This window comes from Pseudomonas sp. ABC1 (genome assembly GCF_013395055.1).
Lineage (GTDB): Bacteria > Pseudomonadota > Gammaproteobacteria > Pseudomonadales > Pseudomonadaceae > Stutzerimonas.
Map to the genome: position 1 here is coordinate 1,631,893 of NZ_CP058349.1, position 17,419 is coordinate 1,649,311.

General features: G+C 61.9%; 15 protein-coding genes and 2 pseudogenes. 13 read left to right on the forward strand and 4 right to left on the reverse strand.

From position 1 onward, the window contains the following. Positions 1-166 precede the first annotated feature (166 nt). The 4 genes from HW090_RS07185 to HW090_RS07200 all read left to right on the forward strand — a co-directional run bounded on the left by HW090_RS07185 (position 167) and on the right by HW090_RS07200 (position 5,764). Positions 167-673 (forward strand): sigma-70 family RNA polymerase sigma factor, encoded by a 507-nt coding sequence (locus tag HW090_RS07185; RefSeq protein ID WP_179112867.1) that lies wholly within the window; start codon positions 167-169, stop codon positions 671-673. Between the two features lie 60 nt (positions 674-733). Continuing rightward, positions 734-1,660 (forward strand): FecR domain-containing protein, encoded by a 927-nt coding sequence (locus tag HW090_RS07190; protein ID WP_179112868.1) that lies wholly within the window; start codon positions 734-736, stop codon positions 1,658-1,660. A gap of 156 nt (positions 1,661-1,816) precedes the next feature. Further along, entirely contained in the window at positions 1,817-4,552 is a 2,736-nt protein-coding gene (locus HW090_RS07195) for a TonB-dependent receptor (RefSeq protein WP_179112869.1), read from the forward strand. 105 nt (positions 4,553-4,657) lie between these two features. Continuing rightward, entirely contained in the window at positions 4,658-5,764 is a 1,107-nt protein-coding gene (locus HW090_RS07200) for a cytochrome-c peroxidase (protein WP_179112870.1), read from the forward strand. Between the two features lie 106 nt (positions 5,765-5,870). On the opposite strand, the gene rnk is transcribed toward HW090_RS07200, so the two are convergent. Further along, on the reverse strand, positions 5,871-6,278 hold the full coding sequence (rnk, locus tag HW090_RS07205; RefSeq protein WP_179112871.1) for a nucleoside diphosphate kinase regulator: 408 nt from the start codon (positions 6,276-6,278) through the stop codon (positions 5,871-5,873). Between the two features lie 193 nt (positions 6,279-6,471). Here rnk and HW090_RS07210 point away from each other — a divergent pair, with 193 nt between their 5' ends. The 6 genes from HW090_RS07210 to HW090_RS07235 are packed head-to-tail and all read left to right on the forward strand — an operon-like array spanning position 6,472 to position 11,044. Beyond that, on the forward strand, positions 6,472-6,612 hold the full coding sequence (locus HW090_RS07210) for a lipoprotein (RefSeq protein ID WP_179112872.1): 141 nt from the start codon (positions 6,472-6,474) through the stop codon (positions 6,610-6,612). 14 nt (positions 6,613-6,626) lie between these two features. Further along, positions 6,627-7,874: a diaminopimelate decarboxylase gene (gene lysA / locus HW090_RS07215; protein ID WP_179112873.1), complete on the forward strand. Its 1,248-nt coding sequence runs from the start codon at positions 6,627-6,629 to the stop codon at positions 7,872-7,874. Between the two features lie 10 nt (positions 7,875-7,884). Beyond that, positions 7,885-8,715 (forward strand): diaminopimelate epimerase, encoded by an 831-nt coding sequence (gene dapF, locus HW090_RS07220; protein WP_179112874.1) that lies wholly within the window; start codon positions 7,885-7,887, stop codon positions 8,713-8,715. Next, on the forward strand, positions 8,712-9,404 hold the full coding sequence (locus HW090_RS07225; protein WP_179112875.1) for a DUF484 family protein: 693 nt from the start codon (positions 8,712-8,714) through the stop codon (positions 9,402-9,404). The genes dapF and HW090_RS07225 overlap by 4 nt, the downstream gene beginning before the upstream one ends. A gap of 30 nt (positions 9,405-9,434) precedes the next feature. Further along, on the forward strand, positions 9,435-10,349 hold the full coding sequence (gene xerC, locus HW090_RS07230; RefSeq protein WP_179112876.1) for a tyrosine recombinase XerC: 915 nt from the start codon (positions 9,435-9,437) through the stop codon (positions 10,347-10,349). Beyond that, on the forward strand, positions 10,346-11,044 hold the full coding sequence (locus HW090_RS07235) for an HAD family hydrolase (protein WP_179112877.1): 699 nt from the start codon (positions 10,346-10,348) through the stop codon (positions 11,042-11,044). The genes xerC and HW090_RS07235 overlap by 4 nt, the downstream gene beginning before the upstream one ends. Before the next feature lie 64 nt (positions 11,045-11,108). Here HW090_RS07235 and sutA read toward each other — a convergent pair whose 3' ends face one another. Both sutA and serB read right to left on the reverse strand, forming a co-directional pair. Beyond that, positions 11,109-11,456: a transcriptional regulator SutA gene (gene sutA, locus HW090_RS07240; protein WP_179112878.1), complete on the reverse strand. Its 348-nt coding sequence runs from the start codon at positions 11,454-11,456 to the stop codon at positions 11,109-11,111. Between the two features lie 510 nt (positions 11,457-11,966). Next, positions 11,967-13,181 (reverse strand): phosphoserine phosphatase SerB, encoded by a 1,215-nt coding sequence (gene serB / locus HW090_RS07245; protein WP_179112879.1) that lies wholly within the window; start codon positions 13,179-13,181, stop codon positions 11,967-11,969. A 245-nt stretch (positions 13,182-13,426) separates the two neighbouring features. Between serB and HW090_RS07250 the strand changes: the two are divergent. From HW090_RS07250 to HW090_RS07260, 3 genes and pseudogenes are all read left to right on the forward strand, one after another. Next, positions 13,427-13,669, forward strand: a pseudogene (locus HW090_RS07250) (transposase); the annotation flags it as partial. A gap of 224 nt (positions 13,670-13,893) precedes the next feature. Next, a complete protein-coding gene (locus tag HW090_RS07255) occupies positions 13,894-15,243 on the forward strand; it encodes an IS110 family transposase (protein ID WP_179112880.1) in 1,350 nt (449 codons plus the stop codon). Next, a pseudogene (locus HW090_RS07260) lies at positions 15,244-16,047 on the forward strand (IS3 family transposase); the annotation flags it as partial. Positions 16,048-16,395: 348 nt separating this feature from the next. Here HW090_RS07260 and HW090_RS07265 read toward each other — a convergent pair. Continuing rightward, positions 16,396-17,271, reverse strand: a complete 876-nt coding sequence (locus HW090_RS07265) for a TIR domain-containing protein (RefSeq protein ID WP_179112881.1) — start codon at positions 17,269-17,271, stop codon at positions 16,396-16,398. Between the last annotated feature and the right edge of the window lie 148 nt (positions 17,272-17,419).

Here is a 17,419-nt window from a genome sequence, read left to right on the forward strand (position 1 = left end):
CTCGGGTGAATGGCAGGGCATTTTGCAGGCGTGCACTTTGCGCGACTCCCATGGCCCATTTCAAGCACCGCTTCACTTGTCATGAACCTATAAACGAGAATTGATAATGATTCTATATTTGAGCTAGCATCGCCCGCCGCCGGACCTCCCCAGCCAGACGCCATCCGTGGACGAGCAAGCCCAGAAACTTCAACTCTATCTGACGCACCGTGCCGCGCTGGTGGACTACGCCACGCCCATCACGGGCTGCCGCGCGCAGGCCGAAGAGGTGGTGCAGGAAGCCTGGCTGCGCTTCAGCCAGGCCAGCCACGAACCCCTGAATCAGCCACAGGCCTACTTGTACCGTATCGTCCGCAACCTGGCGCTGGACCAGCTTCGCCAGACGAACAAGACGCCAGGAACCGACGACCCGCAGGCGACCATCGTGGGCCTGGTCGCCAGCACACCCTCCCCGGAACAGCAGGTCTGCCAGCAGGACGAACTGCGCCTGATCGCCGAAGCACTGGAAAGGCTGCCGATGCGCACCCGCATCGCGTTCGAGATGCATCGCCTGGGCGGGCACACCTTGCAGCAGATCGCCGCCCACCTGGATATTTCCGTCGGCCTGGCCCACCAACTGGTGCACAGCGCCCTCGCGCACTGCGCAGCCTGCCTGGATGACGAGGTGGAGTGATGTACCATTGTCGCCCTGTGAACGAGATACCCCATCCACCCTGCGCCGACAGACATGCCGATGAATGACCCCCTGACCGACAGCGCGCTCGACTGGTTGCTGCGCCTGCAGGCCGCACCGGCGGACCAACGCCTGCGCACGGAGTGCGAGGCGTGGCAGCAAGCCGCGCCGGAGCATGCCCGGGCCTGGCGCAAGGCGCAGCGGGTCTGGGCCTTGAGTGGCGCACTGCCGGCGACGACCGCCACGCACTGGCCGTCGCCCACGACGACAACCGCCCCTCGGCGCCAGAACCGCTGGCGCCGGCCGCTGGCGCTGGCCGCTTGCCTGCTGCTGGCCGGCATCATTTTCCTGCTGCGCCCACAGGCGGACATTCAAGCCCCGTCTGGCCCGGCCCGGCATATGGCGCTGGAAGACGGCAGCCAGCTGTGGCTGAGAGGTGGCGCGGCCGTCGAACTGTATTTCGACGAACAGCAACGACGTCTCGAACTGCTGCGCGGCGATGCGTTCTTCGAAGTGAAGAAGGACACCCGCAGCTTCACCGTGCTGGCCGCCGGGCAGCAGGTGACGGTGACCGGTACAGGCTTCTCCGTCGGCCTCGGGCCGCACTACCTGGAAGTCGCCGTGGCCCACGGCTCGGTACGCGTGGACAGCCAGGCCGGCACTGCCGGGCTGGGCAAGGGTCAACGCTGGCGGCTCGACCGCCAGAGCGGCCTGGCCCAGCTCGACACCCTCCCCCCGACGCAGATCGCCGCCTGGCGCAACGACCAGTTGATCGCCCGGGACCAGAGCATCGAGGAGTTGCTGGAACAGGTTCGCCAGCACTATCCCGGCTGGATCATCCTGCGTGCCCCCGAACTGGCGAACCGCCGCGTGACCGGGCTCTATGACCTGAGCGATCCCAGGACGGCGCTGCAAGCCCTGGTCACGCCCCATGGCGGCACGGTCCACAACTGGTCGCCCTACGTACTGGTCATCGACCAGAAATAACCTTTGCGGTAGCCACGCCGCAGGTTGCAGGACAGGCATTGCCTTGCCTGACCTGCATGCGAATATTTTCTGAAAATTTCCCAGCGATCTCCGTCTTTGTCCGACGCAAGCGATTTGCGCTTGCATCTGCCATTAAAAGACAAAGGGGAATCGTTCGTGCCAAAGCCCTCCAAGCGCCCCCGCGCTCACCGCCACAAGGCCCTGGCGCTGCTCAACGCCACCACGCTCGCCCTGCTGCTGACCGGCTCGGCGTTCGCCTCATCCTTGCAGCAGGTCCATGCCTTCGATATCGAAGCGCAACCGCTGGCCGACGCATTGATCCATTTCGGCCAGCAGGCCGGTATCCAGATCAGCGTGGACAGCCAGCTCCTGCGCGGCAAGGCGGCACAGCCACTGCATGGCGAATACAGCGGTAGCGAGGCCCTGCAGCATCTGCTGTCGGGTAGTGGGTTGTACTGGAAGGAAAGCGAGCCGGGGCTGCTGACCCTGGAGCAGGCTGACGGGGAACCCGTGGCGCTGGAGAACATCCAGGTCTCCAGCGGACTTTCACAACAGGGCGAGACGGTGATCGTCCGCGACACCTTCCGCAAACTGCCGTCCGGCAACGGTGACCTGACCAGTGTCCTGAAACTCCACCCCAACGTGCAGTTCGGCAATGACCAGTTGAGCAGCCGCACGCCCGGCGAGATCACGCCGGCCAATGTCAGCATCAACGGTGCCAAGTTCTACCAGAACGCCTTCCTGATCGATGGCCTGAATATGAACAACGACCTCGACCCGGCGATACAGGCACACAACCAGGCGGATTCTGTGCCGGGGCGGAGCCAGGGCCTGGCACTGGATACCGACCTGCTGGACAACATCAAGGTGCTCGACAGCAATGTCTCTGCAGCCTATGGCGGCTTCAACGGCGGCGTGATCGAGGCCGCGACCCGGCGACCGAGCAAGGACTTCCATGGCCGTTTCTCGGCACAGATGACACGCTCGTCCTGGACACGCTTCCACGTCGACGACGACGAAGAGGCGCAATTCGAATCCTCCAGCTCCAGCACCAGTTCCTACCAACCGGACTTCAAGAAGTTGGTTCTGCGCAGCACGCTGGAAGGCCACCTGACCGACGATTTCGGCTTGCTGGCCAGCTTCAGCCAGAAGACCTCGACCATACCCGTCGATATGTTTTCGTATAACAACCAGGGCAGAACCGGCTACCAGGCCACTCAGCAGGATCAGAAACGCAAGATCGAGAACCTGTTCCTCAAAGGCGTCTGGACGGTAAACGACCGACTCGACCTGGAGGCCAGCCTGACCCTCGCACCAGAGGAAGCCAGCTATTACCGTGACAACGCACTCGACACCGGCTACACCGTCGAGTCGGGCGGCACGCAGTTCAACCTGAAGGCCAATCACCAGACCGACATCGCCCGCTTCGAACACGCGCTGGGCCTGAGCCGCCTGGAAAACTCCCGTGACTCGGATGCCGACGACTGGTGGAACTGGGTCAAGAGCAGCGAACGCAACTGGGGCGTCACCAGCGCGATGGAGGGTGGCTACGGCGACATCGAACAGCGTCAGGACAGCCTCCAGTACAAACTGGATATCCACTGGAACAGCTTCAACGCACTGGGTGCGCGCCACACCCTGCAGAGCGGCCTCGACTACCAGCGCCAGCAGATCAACTATGAGCGCCTGAGCAATTCACGCACCTATGTCTTGAGTACACTGGGTAGCGGCAATTGCACATCTGCCCAGAGCCTTGGCGGCAGCACCTACTGCTATGGCCAGAGCGGCCTGAATCAGTATGTCCGGCAGATCAGCGAATACCGGCCAGGCGAGATCGACTTCAGCCTCGACCGCTGGGCCTTGTACCTGCAGGACGACATGAGCATCGCCCGCCTCAGCGTGCGTCCTGGCCTGCGCCTCGATGGCGATGACTACATGGACAAGACCACCCTGGCGCCGCGCCTGGCAGTGGAATACGACCTGTTCGGCGATGCCAGCACCCGTCTGATTGCTGGCGCCAACCGCTACTACGGGCGTAGTGCCGCTGCCTGGAAGCTGCGTGATGGCCGCAACACATTGCAGAGCCGCTACACCCGCACCAACCAAAATGCAGCCTGGACCACCACACCACAGCTCAACACCACTCGCTTCAATACCCTCGACATCCCCTACGATGACGAATGGACGCTGGGGGTCACCCAGCAGTGGCAATCACTGGAGTTCGCACTCAAGTACGTCAACCGCCGGGGTCGCGACCAGATCATCAACGAACCAGGCCCGACCAGCAGCGACCCGAGCCTGAGCAGCAGCTACGAGATCTACACCAACAATGGCTGGAGCGACACAGAGACCTGGACCCTCACCGTCACCCCCTTGCACAGCCTGGACTGGCAAGGCACGCGCAACAGCGTCCAACTGGCCCTGGACTGGCGCGATCATGAGACCAACCACACCACCTACGATGACGACTACGAAGACCGCTACGTCTACTTCGAAGGCAAGCGCATCCATATCAGCCAGCTTCCCCCGGACGACTACAACCGCGACTGGACCGTGCGCCTGACCAGCATTACGGAAATACCGGACTGGAATATCAGCCTGAGCAACTTCTGGCGTTATCGCGCGGGCTTCGAGCGAGTCGAGCGCACATATCCCTTCCAGACCGTCAATGGCGACCGCGTCTATGCGACAGAAAAATACTCGCCCACGCTGAGCTGGGACATACGCATCGGCTGGGAGCTGCCGACAGCCCGGGAGCAGGCGCTGTTCGTCAACCTGGATGTGTTCAACCTGCTCGACAGCAAGACCGTCAGCGACCGCAGCAACATCACCGATGCCATGGTGTACGAAACCGGTCGCCAGTTCTGGCTGGAAGTCGGCTACCGCTTCTGATCCATCACCTGCCGTAACGCCCTTGCCTGCCAGCGCATGCGCACCAGGCAAGTCCGCGCTTACGGCGACCTGCCACCGCAGGCATAACCATAACTACCAGAAACCATGAAAAGCCTGATAACCCTATTACTGCTGGCAGCGCCCTGGCTGGCCCAGGCGGACTGCCTGCAACGACTCACCAGCCCGCCGGATGCAGCAGGCTACACCTGCCTGCGCAAGGCCTACGCACAGGCCCCGGAGCACTGGCCCACCCCGCACGTCGATGCCGATGTGCAGTGGACCGAACTCGGCCCGTTGCCTGAACGTGCCCCCTCGCCAGCGCACAATCCCTTCAGCGAAGCCAAGGCCAGCCTGGGCGAAAAACTGTTCTTCGACCCACGCCTGTCGCGCTCCGGGCAGATCGCCTGTGCTTCCTGCCACGAACCAGACCTGGCGTTCGCCGATGGCCGTCGGGTGTCCTTCGGTCACGACCGCGCCGCCGGGCGCCGCAACTCGCCCAGCGTGGTCATGAGCGGCTTCAGCGAGCACCTGTTCTGGGATGGCCGTGGTGGACCACTGGAAAGCCAGGCCCTGATGCCGGTGGCCGACCCGCTGGAAATGGCCTTCAGCACGGAAGAACTGGTCCAGCGTCTACGCGCCAGCGAGGACTACCCCAACCTGTTCGCCGAGGCCTTCGGCGACGCGCCGCTGAATGGGCAGCAGATCGCCGCCGCACTGGCCACCTACCAGCGCACCCTGGTCAGGGTGGCCCGCGCCACACGCTTCGAACGCTTCCTCAATGGCCGCAGTGATGCACTGAGCGACCAGCAACTGCACGGCCTGCACCTGTTCCGCACCAGTGCCCGCTGCATGACATGCCATTTCGGCCCATCCATGAGCGACGACCAGTTCCATAACGCCGGCATGACCTACTACGGACGCAAGTACCAGGACCTGGGGCGCTATGAGGTGACCGGCAAGGCCGAGGATGTCGGGCGCTTCCGCACGCCGTCACTGCGCCTGGTCAGCCGTACCGGCCCCTGGATACACAACGGCTTGTTCCGCGAACTGACGGGCGTGCTCAACTTCTACAACGTCGGCATGCCCAGGCCGAAACCGGCACCGGGCATGGAGAATGACCCGCTGTTTCCACAGACATCCGAGCGCCTGCATGTGCTTGGACTGGATGCGGAAGAACTGCGCGCACTGCGCAGTTTCCTCGATACGCTGTAGCCGAATGCAGGGTGCGCCGTGCGCGCCGGGGATGATGGCGCTGATGGTTCAGGTGCGCATGGCGCACTCCTGGGGCGTCCGGCAATCGATGTGCCGGACGGGTGACTCAGAGTTCGAGATCACCAGCCGCCTCGGGCTGGTACTCGACGGCCAGCAGGGCCAGCTTGATGACCTTGCCGCTCGGCGTGGGCCAGTCGATGTGCTGCCCGACGCTGAGACCCAGCAGGGCCGTGCCCACCGGAGCCAGTACAGAGACAGTGCCTTCCTTGCCCGCTTGCGGCGGATAGACCAGGGTCAGGTGATAGTCCTTCCCGGCACCCTCGTCGCGGCAATGCACCCGAGAATTCATGGTCACTACACCGGCAGGCATCTCGCTGGGCGTCACGACCTGGGCACGGGACAACTCCTGTTCGAGCGCCTCGGCCGCCGGGCCATACTCATCCAGGCTATCGAGCAGTCGCTCGAGGCGCTGCAAATCGATTTGGGTAATGATGATCGCTGGTGTGCTGCTCATGGGATCGGCTTGTCTCCTGATGATTATCCGGGGCGAAAAAAACAAAACCCCGCCCGAAGGCGGGGTTTGGTGACCTGCGAAAGACACTATCACAGCCGATCAAATAAGCAAGCCGGCCAGCCCCGGCTTCATAGGCAAGCCCATGGACGCTGGGTATACTGCCGACACTCGATTTGCCAAGGATTATCTATCCATGAAGCGTTTCCTGCTTCCCTTCGTCGCACTCGCCGTACTGGCTTCCATGCTGAGCGCCTGTGGCCAGAAAGGCCCACTGTATCTGCCCGATGACGAGAAAGCCGTCAAAGAGCGCTCCAAAGACCGTTTCGAACTCTGAGCAAGGGACTTTTCATGGAAGCCTTTTCGTACCGCGACGGCCAGCTCTTCGCGGAAGGTGTGGCGCTGTCCGCAGTAGCACAACGCTTCGGCACACCGACCTATGTCTACTCCCGCGCCCACATCGAGGCGCAATACCGGGCCTATGCCGACGCGCTGGCCGGCATCCCCCATCTTGTCTGCTTCGCCGTCAAGGCCAACTCCAACCTGGGCGTGCTGAACCTGCTGGCCCGCCTGGGCGCCGGCTTCGACATCGTCTCCCGTGGTGAGCTGGAGCGCGTGCTGGCCGCCGGTGGCGCCGCCGACCGTATCGTCTTCTCCGGCGTCGGCAAGAGCCGCGAGGACATGCGCCGCGCCCTGGAGGTCGGCGTGCATTGCTTCAACGTCGAGTCCACCGACGAACTGGAGCGCCTGCAAGTCGTGGCCGCCGAGCTGGGCAAGACCGCGTCGATCTCGTTGCGGGTCAACCCGGACGTCGATGCCGGCACCCACCCCTACATTTCCACCGGTCTCAAAGAGAACAAGTTCGGCATCGCCATCGCCGACGCCCCTGCCGTCTACGGCCGCGCCGCCGAACTGCCGAACCTGCGCATCGTCGGTGTCGACTGCCATATCGGTTCGCAACTGACCAGCCTGCCGCCCTTCCTCGACGCCCTGGATCGCCTACTGCTGCTGGTCGATGAACTGGCCGGCAAGGGCATTGCCCTCCAGCACCTGGACCTCGGCGGCGGCCTGGGCGTGCGCTACCGCGAGGAAGAGCCACCGCTGGCGGCCGACTACATCGCCGCAGTGCGCGAACGCATCGCCGGACGCGACCTCGGGCTGGTATTCGAGCCAGGACGCTCCATCGTCGCCAATGCCGGCGTCCTGCTGACCCGCGTGGAATACCTCAAGCACACCGAGCACAAGGATTTCGCCATCGTCGATGCGGCGATGAACGACCTGATCCGCCCGGCCCTGTACCAGGCCTGGATGGACGTAGTGCCGGTGCAACCGCGCGATGCGCAAGCGCGCCACTACGATATCGTCGGGCCGATCTGCGAGACCGGCGACTTCCTCGCCAAGGAACGCGAACTGGCGCTGGCCGAGGGCGACCTGCTGGCCGTGCGCTCGGCGGGTGCCTACGGTTTCGTCATGAGTTCCAACTACAACACCCGCGGTCGCGCCGCCGAAGTGCTGGTGGACGGCGACCAGGCGTTCGAAGTCCGTCGCCGCGAAACCCTGCAGGAGCTGTACGCCGGCGAAAGCCTGCTGCCAGCCTGAGGCCCAGATCATGCTTTTGCGTTTTACCAAGATGCACGGCATCGGCAACGACTTCATGGTCATCGACCTGGTCAGCCAGCACGCGCATATCCAGGCCAAGCACGTTCGCCAGTGGGCTGACCGGCACACCGGCATTGGCTTCGACCAGTTGCTGATCGTCGAGCCGCCGCGCAACCCTGACGTGGATTTCCGCTATCGGATCTTCAACGCCGACGGTTCCGAGGTGGAGCAGTGCGGCAATGGCGCACGCTGCTTCGCGCGCTTCGTGCTCGACAAGCGCCTGACCACCAAGCGCACCGTCCGCGTCGAGACCCAGAGCGGCGTCATCGAACTGACCATCCGCCCCGATGGGCAGATCAGTGTCGACATGGGCGCGCCGCGCCTGCAACCGACGGAGATTCCCTTCCAGGCCGACCGCGAAGCCTTGAGCTACCCGGTCGAGGTTCAGGGCCGCACGGTCGAGTTGGCCGCCGTGTCGATGGGCAACCCGCACGCGGTACTGCGCGTCGAGGCGATAGAGAGCGCACCTGTACACGAACTCGGCGCGCTGCTGGAGCAGCACCCGCGCTTCCCCCAGCGAGTGAATGTCGGCTTCCTGCAAGTGGTCGACCGGCACAACGCGCGCCTGCGCGTCTGGGAACGCGGGGCTGGCGAAACGCAGGCCTGCGGCACCGGCGCCTGCGCCGCCGCCGTCGCCGCCATCCGCCAGGGCTGGATGGACTCTCCGGTACAGATCGAACTGCCGGGCGGCCGTCTGTCCATCGAATGGGCGGGCGCTGGCCAGCCCGTTATCATGACCGGCCCCGCCGTTCGCGTTTATGAAGGACAGGTCCGCTTATGAGTGAAAACCGGGAAGCCCCCGAGCACATCGACGCCGAAGCTGTCGCAGCCTACCTGCGCGCCCATCCGGAATTCTTCGTCGATCATGACGAGCTGATCCCCGAACTGAGGATTCCCCACCAGCCGGGCAGCGCCGTCTCACTGGTCGAGCGCCAGGTCAAGTTGTTGCGTGAGCGCAATATCGACATGCGCAACCGACTGGCACACCTGATGGATGTCGCCCGCGACAACGACCGTCTGTTCGAGAAAACCCGCCGCCTGGTGCTGGACATCCTCGGTGCCGGCAGCCTGGAAGAGCTGGTCGGCGTCGTCGAGGACGGGCTGCGCCACGAATTCCAGGTGCCCTATGTCAGCCTGATCCTGTTCAGCGACACCGCACTGCCGGTCGGCCGCAGCGTCAGCAGCAGCGATGCGCAACAAGCCATCGGCGGCCTGCTGGACGACGAGAAGACACGCTGCGGCGTGCTACGCGCCCATGAGTTGAGCTTCCTGTTCAGCCAGGAAGACAGTTCGAGCATCGGTTCGGCCGCCATGGCCTGCCTGGGGCAGCAACTGGGCATCCTGGCCATCGGCAGCCCGGACCCGCAGCACTACAAGAGCTCGATGGGCACGCTGTTCCTGACGTATATAGCCGAAGTCCTCAGCCGTACCCTGCCCGCTTTCGCCTCGCCCCTGCGTCAGGTGCGCTGAGGCGCGGGCGTACCCTCGCGGAGCCCGAGCATGACACTCGAAACCAGGGTTCAAGCCTACCTGCAACAGTTGCGCAGCGTGCGCCAGGTATCGCCGCACACCCTGGATGCGTACCGGCGCGACCTGCTCAAGGTCGCCACCTTCTGCACCCACCAGGGGCTGGGGGACTGGAGCGGCCTGAAGGCACCCCACGTACGCTCATTGATTGCCGAACAGCACCGCCAGGGCCAGTCCAGCCGCAGCCTGGCGCGCCTGCTGTCGTCGCTGCGAGGGCTCTACCGCTACCTGAATGCCGAGGGCCTGTGCCCACACGACCCGACCGTCGGCCTCAGCCCGCCGAAGCGCGAGAAGCGCTTGCCGAAAGTGCTCGACACCGACCGCGCCATGCAACTGCTGGATACGCCCGCAGACGATGACTTCATTGGCCTGCGCGACCAGGCCATGCTGGAGCTGTTCTATTCATCCGGCTTGCGTCTGTCGGAGCTGGTCGGCCTGGACCTGCCGCAGCTCGACCTGTCCGAAGGGCTGGTGCGCGTCGACGGCAAGGGCGGCAAGGTGCGCGTCGTGCCGGTCGGCCGCAAGGCGCGCGAAGCCCTGCAAGCCTGGATGCCGTTGCGGGCCATGGCCAACCCTCGGGACGGGGCTCTGTTCATCAGTCGCAAGGGCGTACGTCTCGGTGAGCGGGCCGTGCAATTGCGCGTGGGCCGGGCCGGTGCCCAGGCGCTGGGCCAGCACCTGCATCCACACATGCTGCGGCACAGCTTCGCCAGCCATCTGCTGGAATCCTCCCAGGACCTGCGAGCCGTCCAGGAACTGCTCGGGCATGCCGACATCGGCACCACGCAGATCTACACCCATCTGGACTTCCAGCATTTATCCAAGGTCTACGACCAGGCCCATCCACGCGCCAGGCGTAGCGGCAAAGCCGAGGACCAGGACAAATGACGATCCGCCTGCTCACCTTCGACCTCGATGACACGCTATGGGACAACGCCCCGGTTATTCTCCAGGCCGAACAAGCCATGCGCGACTGGCTGAAGCAGCACGCGCCAGCAGCGGGCGCCCTGCCCATCGAGCACTATCGCCGCGTGCGCCAGCGACTGCTGGACCAGCAACCCGGGCTCAAGCACCGCCTCAGCAGCCTGCGCCGCCAGTCCTTGTCGGGCCTTCTGCGCGAGGCCGGCTACGATGACCAACGAGCAGCGGCGCTGGCCGAAGGCGCCTTCCAGACCATGCTGGAGGCCCGACACCGCATCACCTTCTTCAACGACACCCTGCCCGTGCTGCAAACGCTCGCGATGCGCTATCGCCTGGCCGTCATCACCAATGGCAATGCCGATATCCACCGCCTGGGACTGGGTGACTATTTCAGCTTTACCCTCTGCGCCGAAGAGTTCGGCGTGGGCAAACCCGATCCACACCCCTTTCGCGAAGCATTGCGCCGCGCCGGGGTCGAAGCCCACCAAGCCGTGCACATCGGCGACGACCCCAGCAACGATATCGCGGGGGCACAGGCGGTCGGCATGCGTGCGATCTGGTTCAACCCTGCCGTACAGGACTGGCCGCTGACAGGCGGGCCGGACGCACGGATCACGAACCTTGCGGAACTTCCCACGGCACTCCGGCGCCTCGAAGCCTGAAGCACCCGGTAGACAGTAAAAAGCCCGGCCACCTCATGGAGGGCCGGGCTTTGTCGGCTGCGGCTCAGATGGGCCGGCTGCCGTATTTTCCTTCAGGCTTCTTGGGCGGGTCGGCCACTACGTTAGGCTCGACCTCCTGAACACGTCCGCCTTTCGCCAGGAAGGCCTCCATGGCCCGTGCCAGCTCGTCGCGCTCGCGCTGCTTGGCTTCGACGCTCGGCATTTCCTCAGGCTCGCTCGCCTTGCTCTTGGACTTCTTCGGAGCAGCGCTCACGCGCTCGCTGTCGGTGCCCTCGTCATCATCGTCGGCACCGTCATCGGTGTCCTCGGCATCACCCAACGCCTCATCGGCATCGTCCTCGGACTCGTCCCCGAGCTCCAGATCGTCTTGTTCTAGTTCTTCATCGTTCATGCTCAACCTCATGCTTTCCAAAGCAGGCAAGTTACAACCTGGTATCCACGGCCCGTCCGTGCACACCCAAAAAACCAGTATCCGCTCACCAGCCGTTGCACCGCGGGCCTGACGATTCGAGAACAGGCGCCATCAGCGGGTCGGATAGCGAACAGGTTTCGGACCGCCGGAACTGCACCGGAGCCGGCCCATACGAGTGACAGCCAGGCCTGGCACATCACACAGAATCCAATGGCAATGCCCGCCGCATACCACGCACAAGAACGATCGAGCATCCAATGGCGCGCATTCTAACGCGGCTTTCGAAAAAGCAAAGACCACCTTTGCAGCCTGGATGAAACCTGCCAGGCACACGCCAACGCTTCGCATATGACGAAGCAGAGCGCGTGTTTTTCACCGCAGCGGCATCACGCCTGGGCTGTCACGGTCATCAGGCTCGACGCCCCTGCGCCAGGCGGCTTGTCGGCCACCCTGGCGCAGGGCTTCGCCTGCCTGCGAGCCTTGCCGGGATCAGTCGGAACCTTCGCGGTCCCGATAGCCCAGCAGGTAGAGGATGCCATCCAGCCCGAGGGTGGAAATGGCTTGCTTGGCCGACTGCTTGACCAGCGGCTTGGCCCGGAATGCCACACCAAGACCGGCCAGCCCCAGCATCGGCAGGTCGTTGGCGCCATCACCGACAGCAATCGTCTGCTCCAGCCGCAACCCTTCGCGCTCGGCCAGCTCCCGCAGCAGGTCGGCCTTGCGCTGGGCATCGACGATAGGCTCCACGGCCACGCCCGTGACCTTGCCATCGACGATTTCCAGTTCATTGGCGAACACGTAGTCGATACCCAGCTTCACCTGCAACTGCCGGGCGAAATAGCTGAAACCACCGGAAAGGATCGCCGTCTTGTAGCCCAGGCGCTTGAGTTCGGCGAACAGCACTTCGGCCCCCTCGGTCAACCGCAGGCTCGCGCCGACTTCTTGTAGCGCAGCCTCCGGTAGCCCCTTGAGCAGCGCCAGCCGCTCCTTGAAGCTGGAGCGAAAATCCAGTTCGCCACGCATCGCCCGCTCGGTGATCTCCACCACCTGGTCGCCCACGCCGGCGGCCTTGGCCAGTTCGTCGATGACTTCCGCCTCGATCAGCGTCGAATCCATGTCGAACACCGCCAGACGCCGGTTGCGCCGGAACACCGAATCGCGCTGGAAGGCGATATCGACGTTCAACTCCTGCGCCACACTGAGGAACTCAGCCCGCAAGGCCGCAGTGTCGGCCGGCTCGCCGCGCACGGAGAACTCGATGCAACCCTTGCCGTGCTCTTCCGGCATGTCCAGCGGCATACGCCCGGACAGGCGATCGATATGGTCGATGTTCAACGCATACTTGGCGGTGATGGAACTGACCCGCTGCAATTGCTCGGCGGTCACCTTGCGCGTCAGCAGGGTGACGATATGGCGTGGTTTGCCCTGGCCGGCCACCCATTGCTGGTAGTCCTGCTCGTCGACCGGCGTGAAGCGCACCTGCTGGTCATGCTTGTAGCCCATAAACAGCACATCCTTGAGCACCGACGACGCCCGCTCGTTATCCGGAATCTCCACCAGGATGCCGAACGACAGCGTGTCATGGATCACGGCCTGGCCGATATCGAGAATATTCACACCACCCTGGGCAAGCACCCCGGTAATGGCCGCAGTCAAGCCGGGACGATCTTCCCCGGTGATATTGATCAGGACGATTTCGCGCAAGGCGCCACTCCCATGCAGATTGAGCGGAGCATTCTACATGATGGTATCCATCCGGGAGTTGCGGCTGACGCGGCCATTGCGCATGTGATCGTAAATATTAAAGTCTGTCTCGCTTGGAGCCTTTGGGGGCTCCGAGCAGAGATCCCCTCTACTGCCCCCTCTGGTGCCTCGAAATATTGGGTATGAATCGCCCCTGGTTTTGTAGACACCTCCAAGCCTTAAACTGAGGGCCATTAGGAGGTGCCATGAGCAACCAACGCTATCCAGAAGAATTCAAAATCGAAGCGGTCAAGCAAGTGACCGAACGAGGTCTACCTGTTGCCGAGGTAGCCGCTCGCTTGGGTATATCCCTGCACAGCCTCTATGCCTGGGTAAGGCGCTACAGTAAATCCCAAGAGCAACGTGACCAAGAAGACGGCCAGCAAGCTGAATTGCGTCGTTTACGTGCAGAGCTCAAGCGCGTTACTGAAGAGAGGGACATCCTAAAAAACCGCCTCCCCGGCGCTCCGCGCCCCATTGGTTTAGAAACACGTCCACTACACTGATATCGCTGGACAGTGGTCGTCTGCTTTTTGGAGGCTGAGTCCCCGTCAAAAAACCTGACCCAGGGGAAGCTGCGGACCCGTTAGTGGTGGCGCGTTTCGTGACCCCGTTTAGGAATGTGATTTGATCCGAGTCCCCGTCCAGCATTTCCTGTGATTGGAGGGAACTCATGAAAAAGTCCAGTTCGGAGCGTCATGGCCTGCCGGTTATTCATGAGCGCGCAGCCGGTATCGACATCGGCTCGCGCTTCCATGTCGTGGCGGTGCCCGCCGATATCACTGAAGAACCAGTGCAAACCTTCAAGGCGTTTACCGCCGACGTGGAGCGCATGGCCAATTGGCTGGTTGATCTCGGGATCACTACTGTGGCGATGGAGTCGACCGGTGTGTATTGGATTCCGGTCTACGAGATTCTGGAAAGCCACGGTCTGCATGTCGTGCTGGCCAATGCGCGCGATGCCCGCGCAGTTCCTGGGCGCAAAACCGACGTTAATGATGCGCAATGGATTCAGCGCCTACATGCCTGTGGCTTGCTGCGTGCCAGCTTCCATCCTGACCGGGAGATTTCCGCGTTACGCAGTTATCTACGTTTGAGGGAACGCCACCTCGATTACGCTGCTGCACATATCCAGCACATGCAGAAGGCGCTCATCCACATGAATTTGCAGTTGCACCATGTGGTCGCTGACATTACCGGGGCTACTGGCATGCGGATCATCCGTGCGATTGTCGGCGGCGAGCGAAACGCTGCAACACTGGCGGCCATGCGCGATACCCGCTGCAAGTCGAGCATTGAGACCATCCAGAGTGCTCTGGTTGGTAACTACCAGCCGGAGCATGTCTTTGCTTTGGCGCAAGCGTTAGCCATGTACGATGCTTATCAAGCACAGCTCGAAATCTGTGATCAGCAGATTGCTCAGAGTTTGCAGCGGCTTTCCCAGCAGAAGCCCCCGCCCAGCGAGCCACTACCAAAACCACGTCACCGCACTCGGCAGCCAAATGCGCTCAACTTCGACGTACGCACCTTGCTCTATCAACTGATCGGCGTCGACCTGACCCAGATCCATGGTATCGGCCCTTACTTGGCGCTGCGCTTGGTAGCGGAGTGCGGTACTGACCTGAGTCGCTGGCGTACTGCCCATCACTTCACTTCTTGGCTGACGCTGGCACCTGGTTGCCGGATCAGCGGCGGCAAGGTGCTGTCAGCGCACACGCGCAAGACCAAAAACCGGGTTACAGCGCACTTGCGCTTGGCCGCGGTGACCGTAGGCAAGACAAATACAGCATTAGGAGCTTTCTACCGACGTTTATCTGCGCGTATCGGCAAGGCCAAAGCAGTGACGGCGACTGCTCGCAAGATCGCCATCCTCTTCTACAACACGATGCGCTTCGGCATGAATTATCAGGATCCAGGTGCCGATCACTACGAGCAGAAGTATCGGGAGCGCGTGGTAAAAGGATTGTACCGTCGAGCAGCCGAGTTTGGATTCACTCTACAGGCTGTCGAAGGTGTTTCTTAGGAAGGCCGCCGCGTACTTTGCCAAGGAGTGCGGCTGAAGTACGCCTTCATCAATAAATTGTCTGCGCAATACTCCGTTCGCCGTTTGTGCCTGACTCTGGAGGTCCATGCCAGTGGTTACTACGCCTGGCTTGCAGAGCCACAGTCTGCAAGCGCCCGGGATGACCAGCACCTGCTTGGCCTGATCAAACAATCATGGCTGGAAAGTGGTGGTATCTACGGATATCGAAAAATCCATGACGATCTACGCGAACTCGGAGAATCGTGCGGCAAACACCGGGTTGCCAGACTAATGCGCCAAGAAGGGCTGCGTTCGCAAACGGGTTATAGGCGTCGGCCAGGCCGCTATGAAGGATGGTTGTACCTGGCCGTGGTGCTTGACCTGTTTTCACGACAGGTAATCGGTTGGTCAATGCAGCCACAGATGACCAGTGATCTTGCTATCGATGCATTGTTGATGGCGGTCTGGCGACGTAAGCCAAGGCAGGAGGTGCTGATCCATTCAGACCAAGGCAGTCAGTTCAGCAGCGGTGACTGGCAGAGCTTTCTGAAAGCCAACAACTTGCTGGGTAGTATGAGTAGGCGAGGCAACTGCCACGACAATGCCGTGGCAGAAAGCTTCTTCCAACTGCTGAAACGGGAGCGGATCAAGCGAAGGATCTACAGCACCAGGCAGGATGCTCGTAGCGACGTGTTCGATTACATCGAGATGTTCTACAACACCAAGCGTCGACATGGTTCCAGCAACCAGTTGCCACCGGTGGAGTTTGAGAAGCAATATTTACTAAGCTTGGAAAGTGTCTAGGAAACCAGGGTCGATTCACGGGTGAGACTGGCGGCTGCAGAAGGAAATCTCAGCGCTCTCGGAGGAGTTCGTTCTTGGCCAGTGTGTCTATGGAAGCTCCGGAGGTCAGAACCGCCGAAATACTCAAAGAGTGGCAGAGCTAGATGAGCTATGCATATGACATGGCGCGCTCAGATCGACCTGATCGGCGCTACCGCTGGCGGATACGAAAAAGCCCGCTTTCGGGGCGGGCTCTCACGCGTCTCCAAGGGGAGGCAATTTGCCAACGAAGTCTCGGAGCTAACCGCCATAGGCTACACGCCACGGCCACCTTTGTCAGCAAGGCTCAGGCCAAGGCGTCCTGCCTGCCTAGCTGCGCATCACCTTATTCCAATCAATTTCGTACCCAGCGTCCTGGAGCTCCCGGCTCAGGGCTTGCTTCCAGCCCTCATCGTTCATCGAAGTCCAAACTACGCCTGCGAAGTCGCTTGGAATTTCGACTTGACCACGCTTCAGTGCACAGACCCTGTCACGACCTAGGTAGCCTAGGAAATAGCCAAGCTCCAACAGGACGTTCTGTCTGGCACGAGGCTCCAACTGTCCGCCCTCCACGCAGCCTTGGTCGTCAGGTGTGAGCAGCACCACAGCAAATCCTACGTCTCGATGCCCTTCAATTTTCTCGATCACGGTCCGACCACGATTCGCCTGTTCGTGGAGAATGATGGGCTCAAGACCGAGTTTCTCAAGGAATCGAGCCACCGACTCTCTAGCTCCCTCGTCATGGCCGTGAACCACAAATACTCGATCTGAATGCACAGCTTTAATTTCATGGGCCGAAGCGGTCTCGACACCCTCCGATACTGGGAGATCTGCCAAGTCCTCCTTCAAGCTTTTCTGTGCTTGCTCCAGCAAAGCAATAGAGTTCAGCACCCGGCGTTGAATTGGCGAGTGGTAATCGATCCGCTGTCCGCTAGTGATCATCATCGGATAATACGTGAGGTCAGTGGCGGCAGCGTAGGTGCGATAGGCGCTGGTGTCCTCCCCGAAGCATCTGGTCAGACTATCCTTTATGGCAACTTCCAAAGCCTTCAGCTCGGGCGTATTACCAGCCCGGACGGTATTGAGGTCAAAAGCGCGAAGCTCTGCAATTCGTTCAGATAGCCGAGCAAGGCCACGATCGATCTCTTGAGATGTCAGTCTCAGCTTCGGCTGCGGAGGTGTAACAGAGGTGGTTTTTCGTGCCATGGTCTACGCATTCCTTGGTAGCGGTAGGCGATTATTGCTGATTTTGAAGTGTCTGTTCAGCCTCTGGTCCCACGGACGCCTTTTCTTCAAGCGAGACTGACTTAATTATTTTTGCGAGGAGCAAACCCACGTTGGCGGCCTCGCGAGA

Bases quoted from the DNA above. Each gene is read 5' to 3' on its own strand.
- HW090_RS07190 (WP_179112868.1), top strand. From the start codon at position 734: ATGAATGACCCCCTGACCGACAGCGCGCTCGACTGGTTGCTGCGCCTG.
- HW090_RS07200 (WP_179112870.1), top strand. From the start codon at position 4,658: ATGAAAAGCCTGATAACCCTATTACTGCTGGCAGCGCCCTGGCTGGCC.
- rnk (WP_179112871.1), bottom strand. From the start codon at position 6,278: ATGAGCAGCACACCAGCGATCATCATTACCCAAATCGATTTGCAGCGC.
- HW090_RS07210 (WP_179112872.1), top strand. From the start codon at position 6,472: ATGAAGCGTTTCCTGCTTCCCTTCGTCGCACTCGCCGTACTGGCTTCC.
- lysA (WP_179112873.1), top strand. From the start codon at position 6,627: ATGGAAGCCTTTTCGTACCGCGACGGCCAGCTCTTCGCGGAAGGTGTG.
- dapF (WP_179112874.1), top strand. From the start codon at position 7,885: ATGCTTTTGCGTTTTACCAAGATGCACGGCATCGGCAACGACTTCATG.
- HW090_RS07225 (WP_179112875.1), top strand. From the start codon at position 8,712: ATGAGTGAAAACCGGGAAGCCCCCGAGCACATCGACGCCGAAGCTGTC.
- xerC (WP_179112876.1), top strand. From the start codon at position 9,435: ATGACACTCGAAACCAGGGTTCAAGCCTACCTGCAACAGTTGCGCAGC.
- HW090_RS07235 (WP_179112877.1), top strand. From the start codon at position 10,346: ATGACGATCCGCCTGCTCACCTTCGACCTCGATGACACGCTATGGGAC.
- sutA (WP_179112878.1), bottom strand. From the start codon at position 11,456: ATGAACGATGAAGAACTAGAACAAGACGATCTGGAGCTCGGGGACGAG.
- HW090_RS07255 (WP_179112880.1), top strand. From the start codon at position 13,894: ATGAAAAAGTCCAGTTCGGAGCGTCATGGCCTGCCGGTTATTCATGAG.
- HW090_RS07265 (WP_179112881.1), bottom strand. From the start codon at position 17,271: ATGGCACGAAAAACCACCTCTGTTACACCTCCGCAGCCGAAGCTGAGA.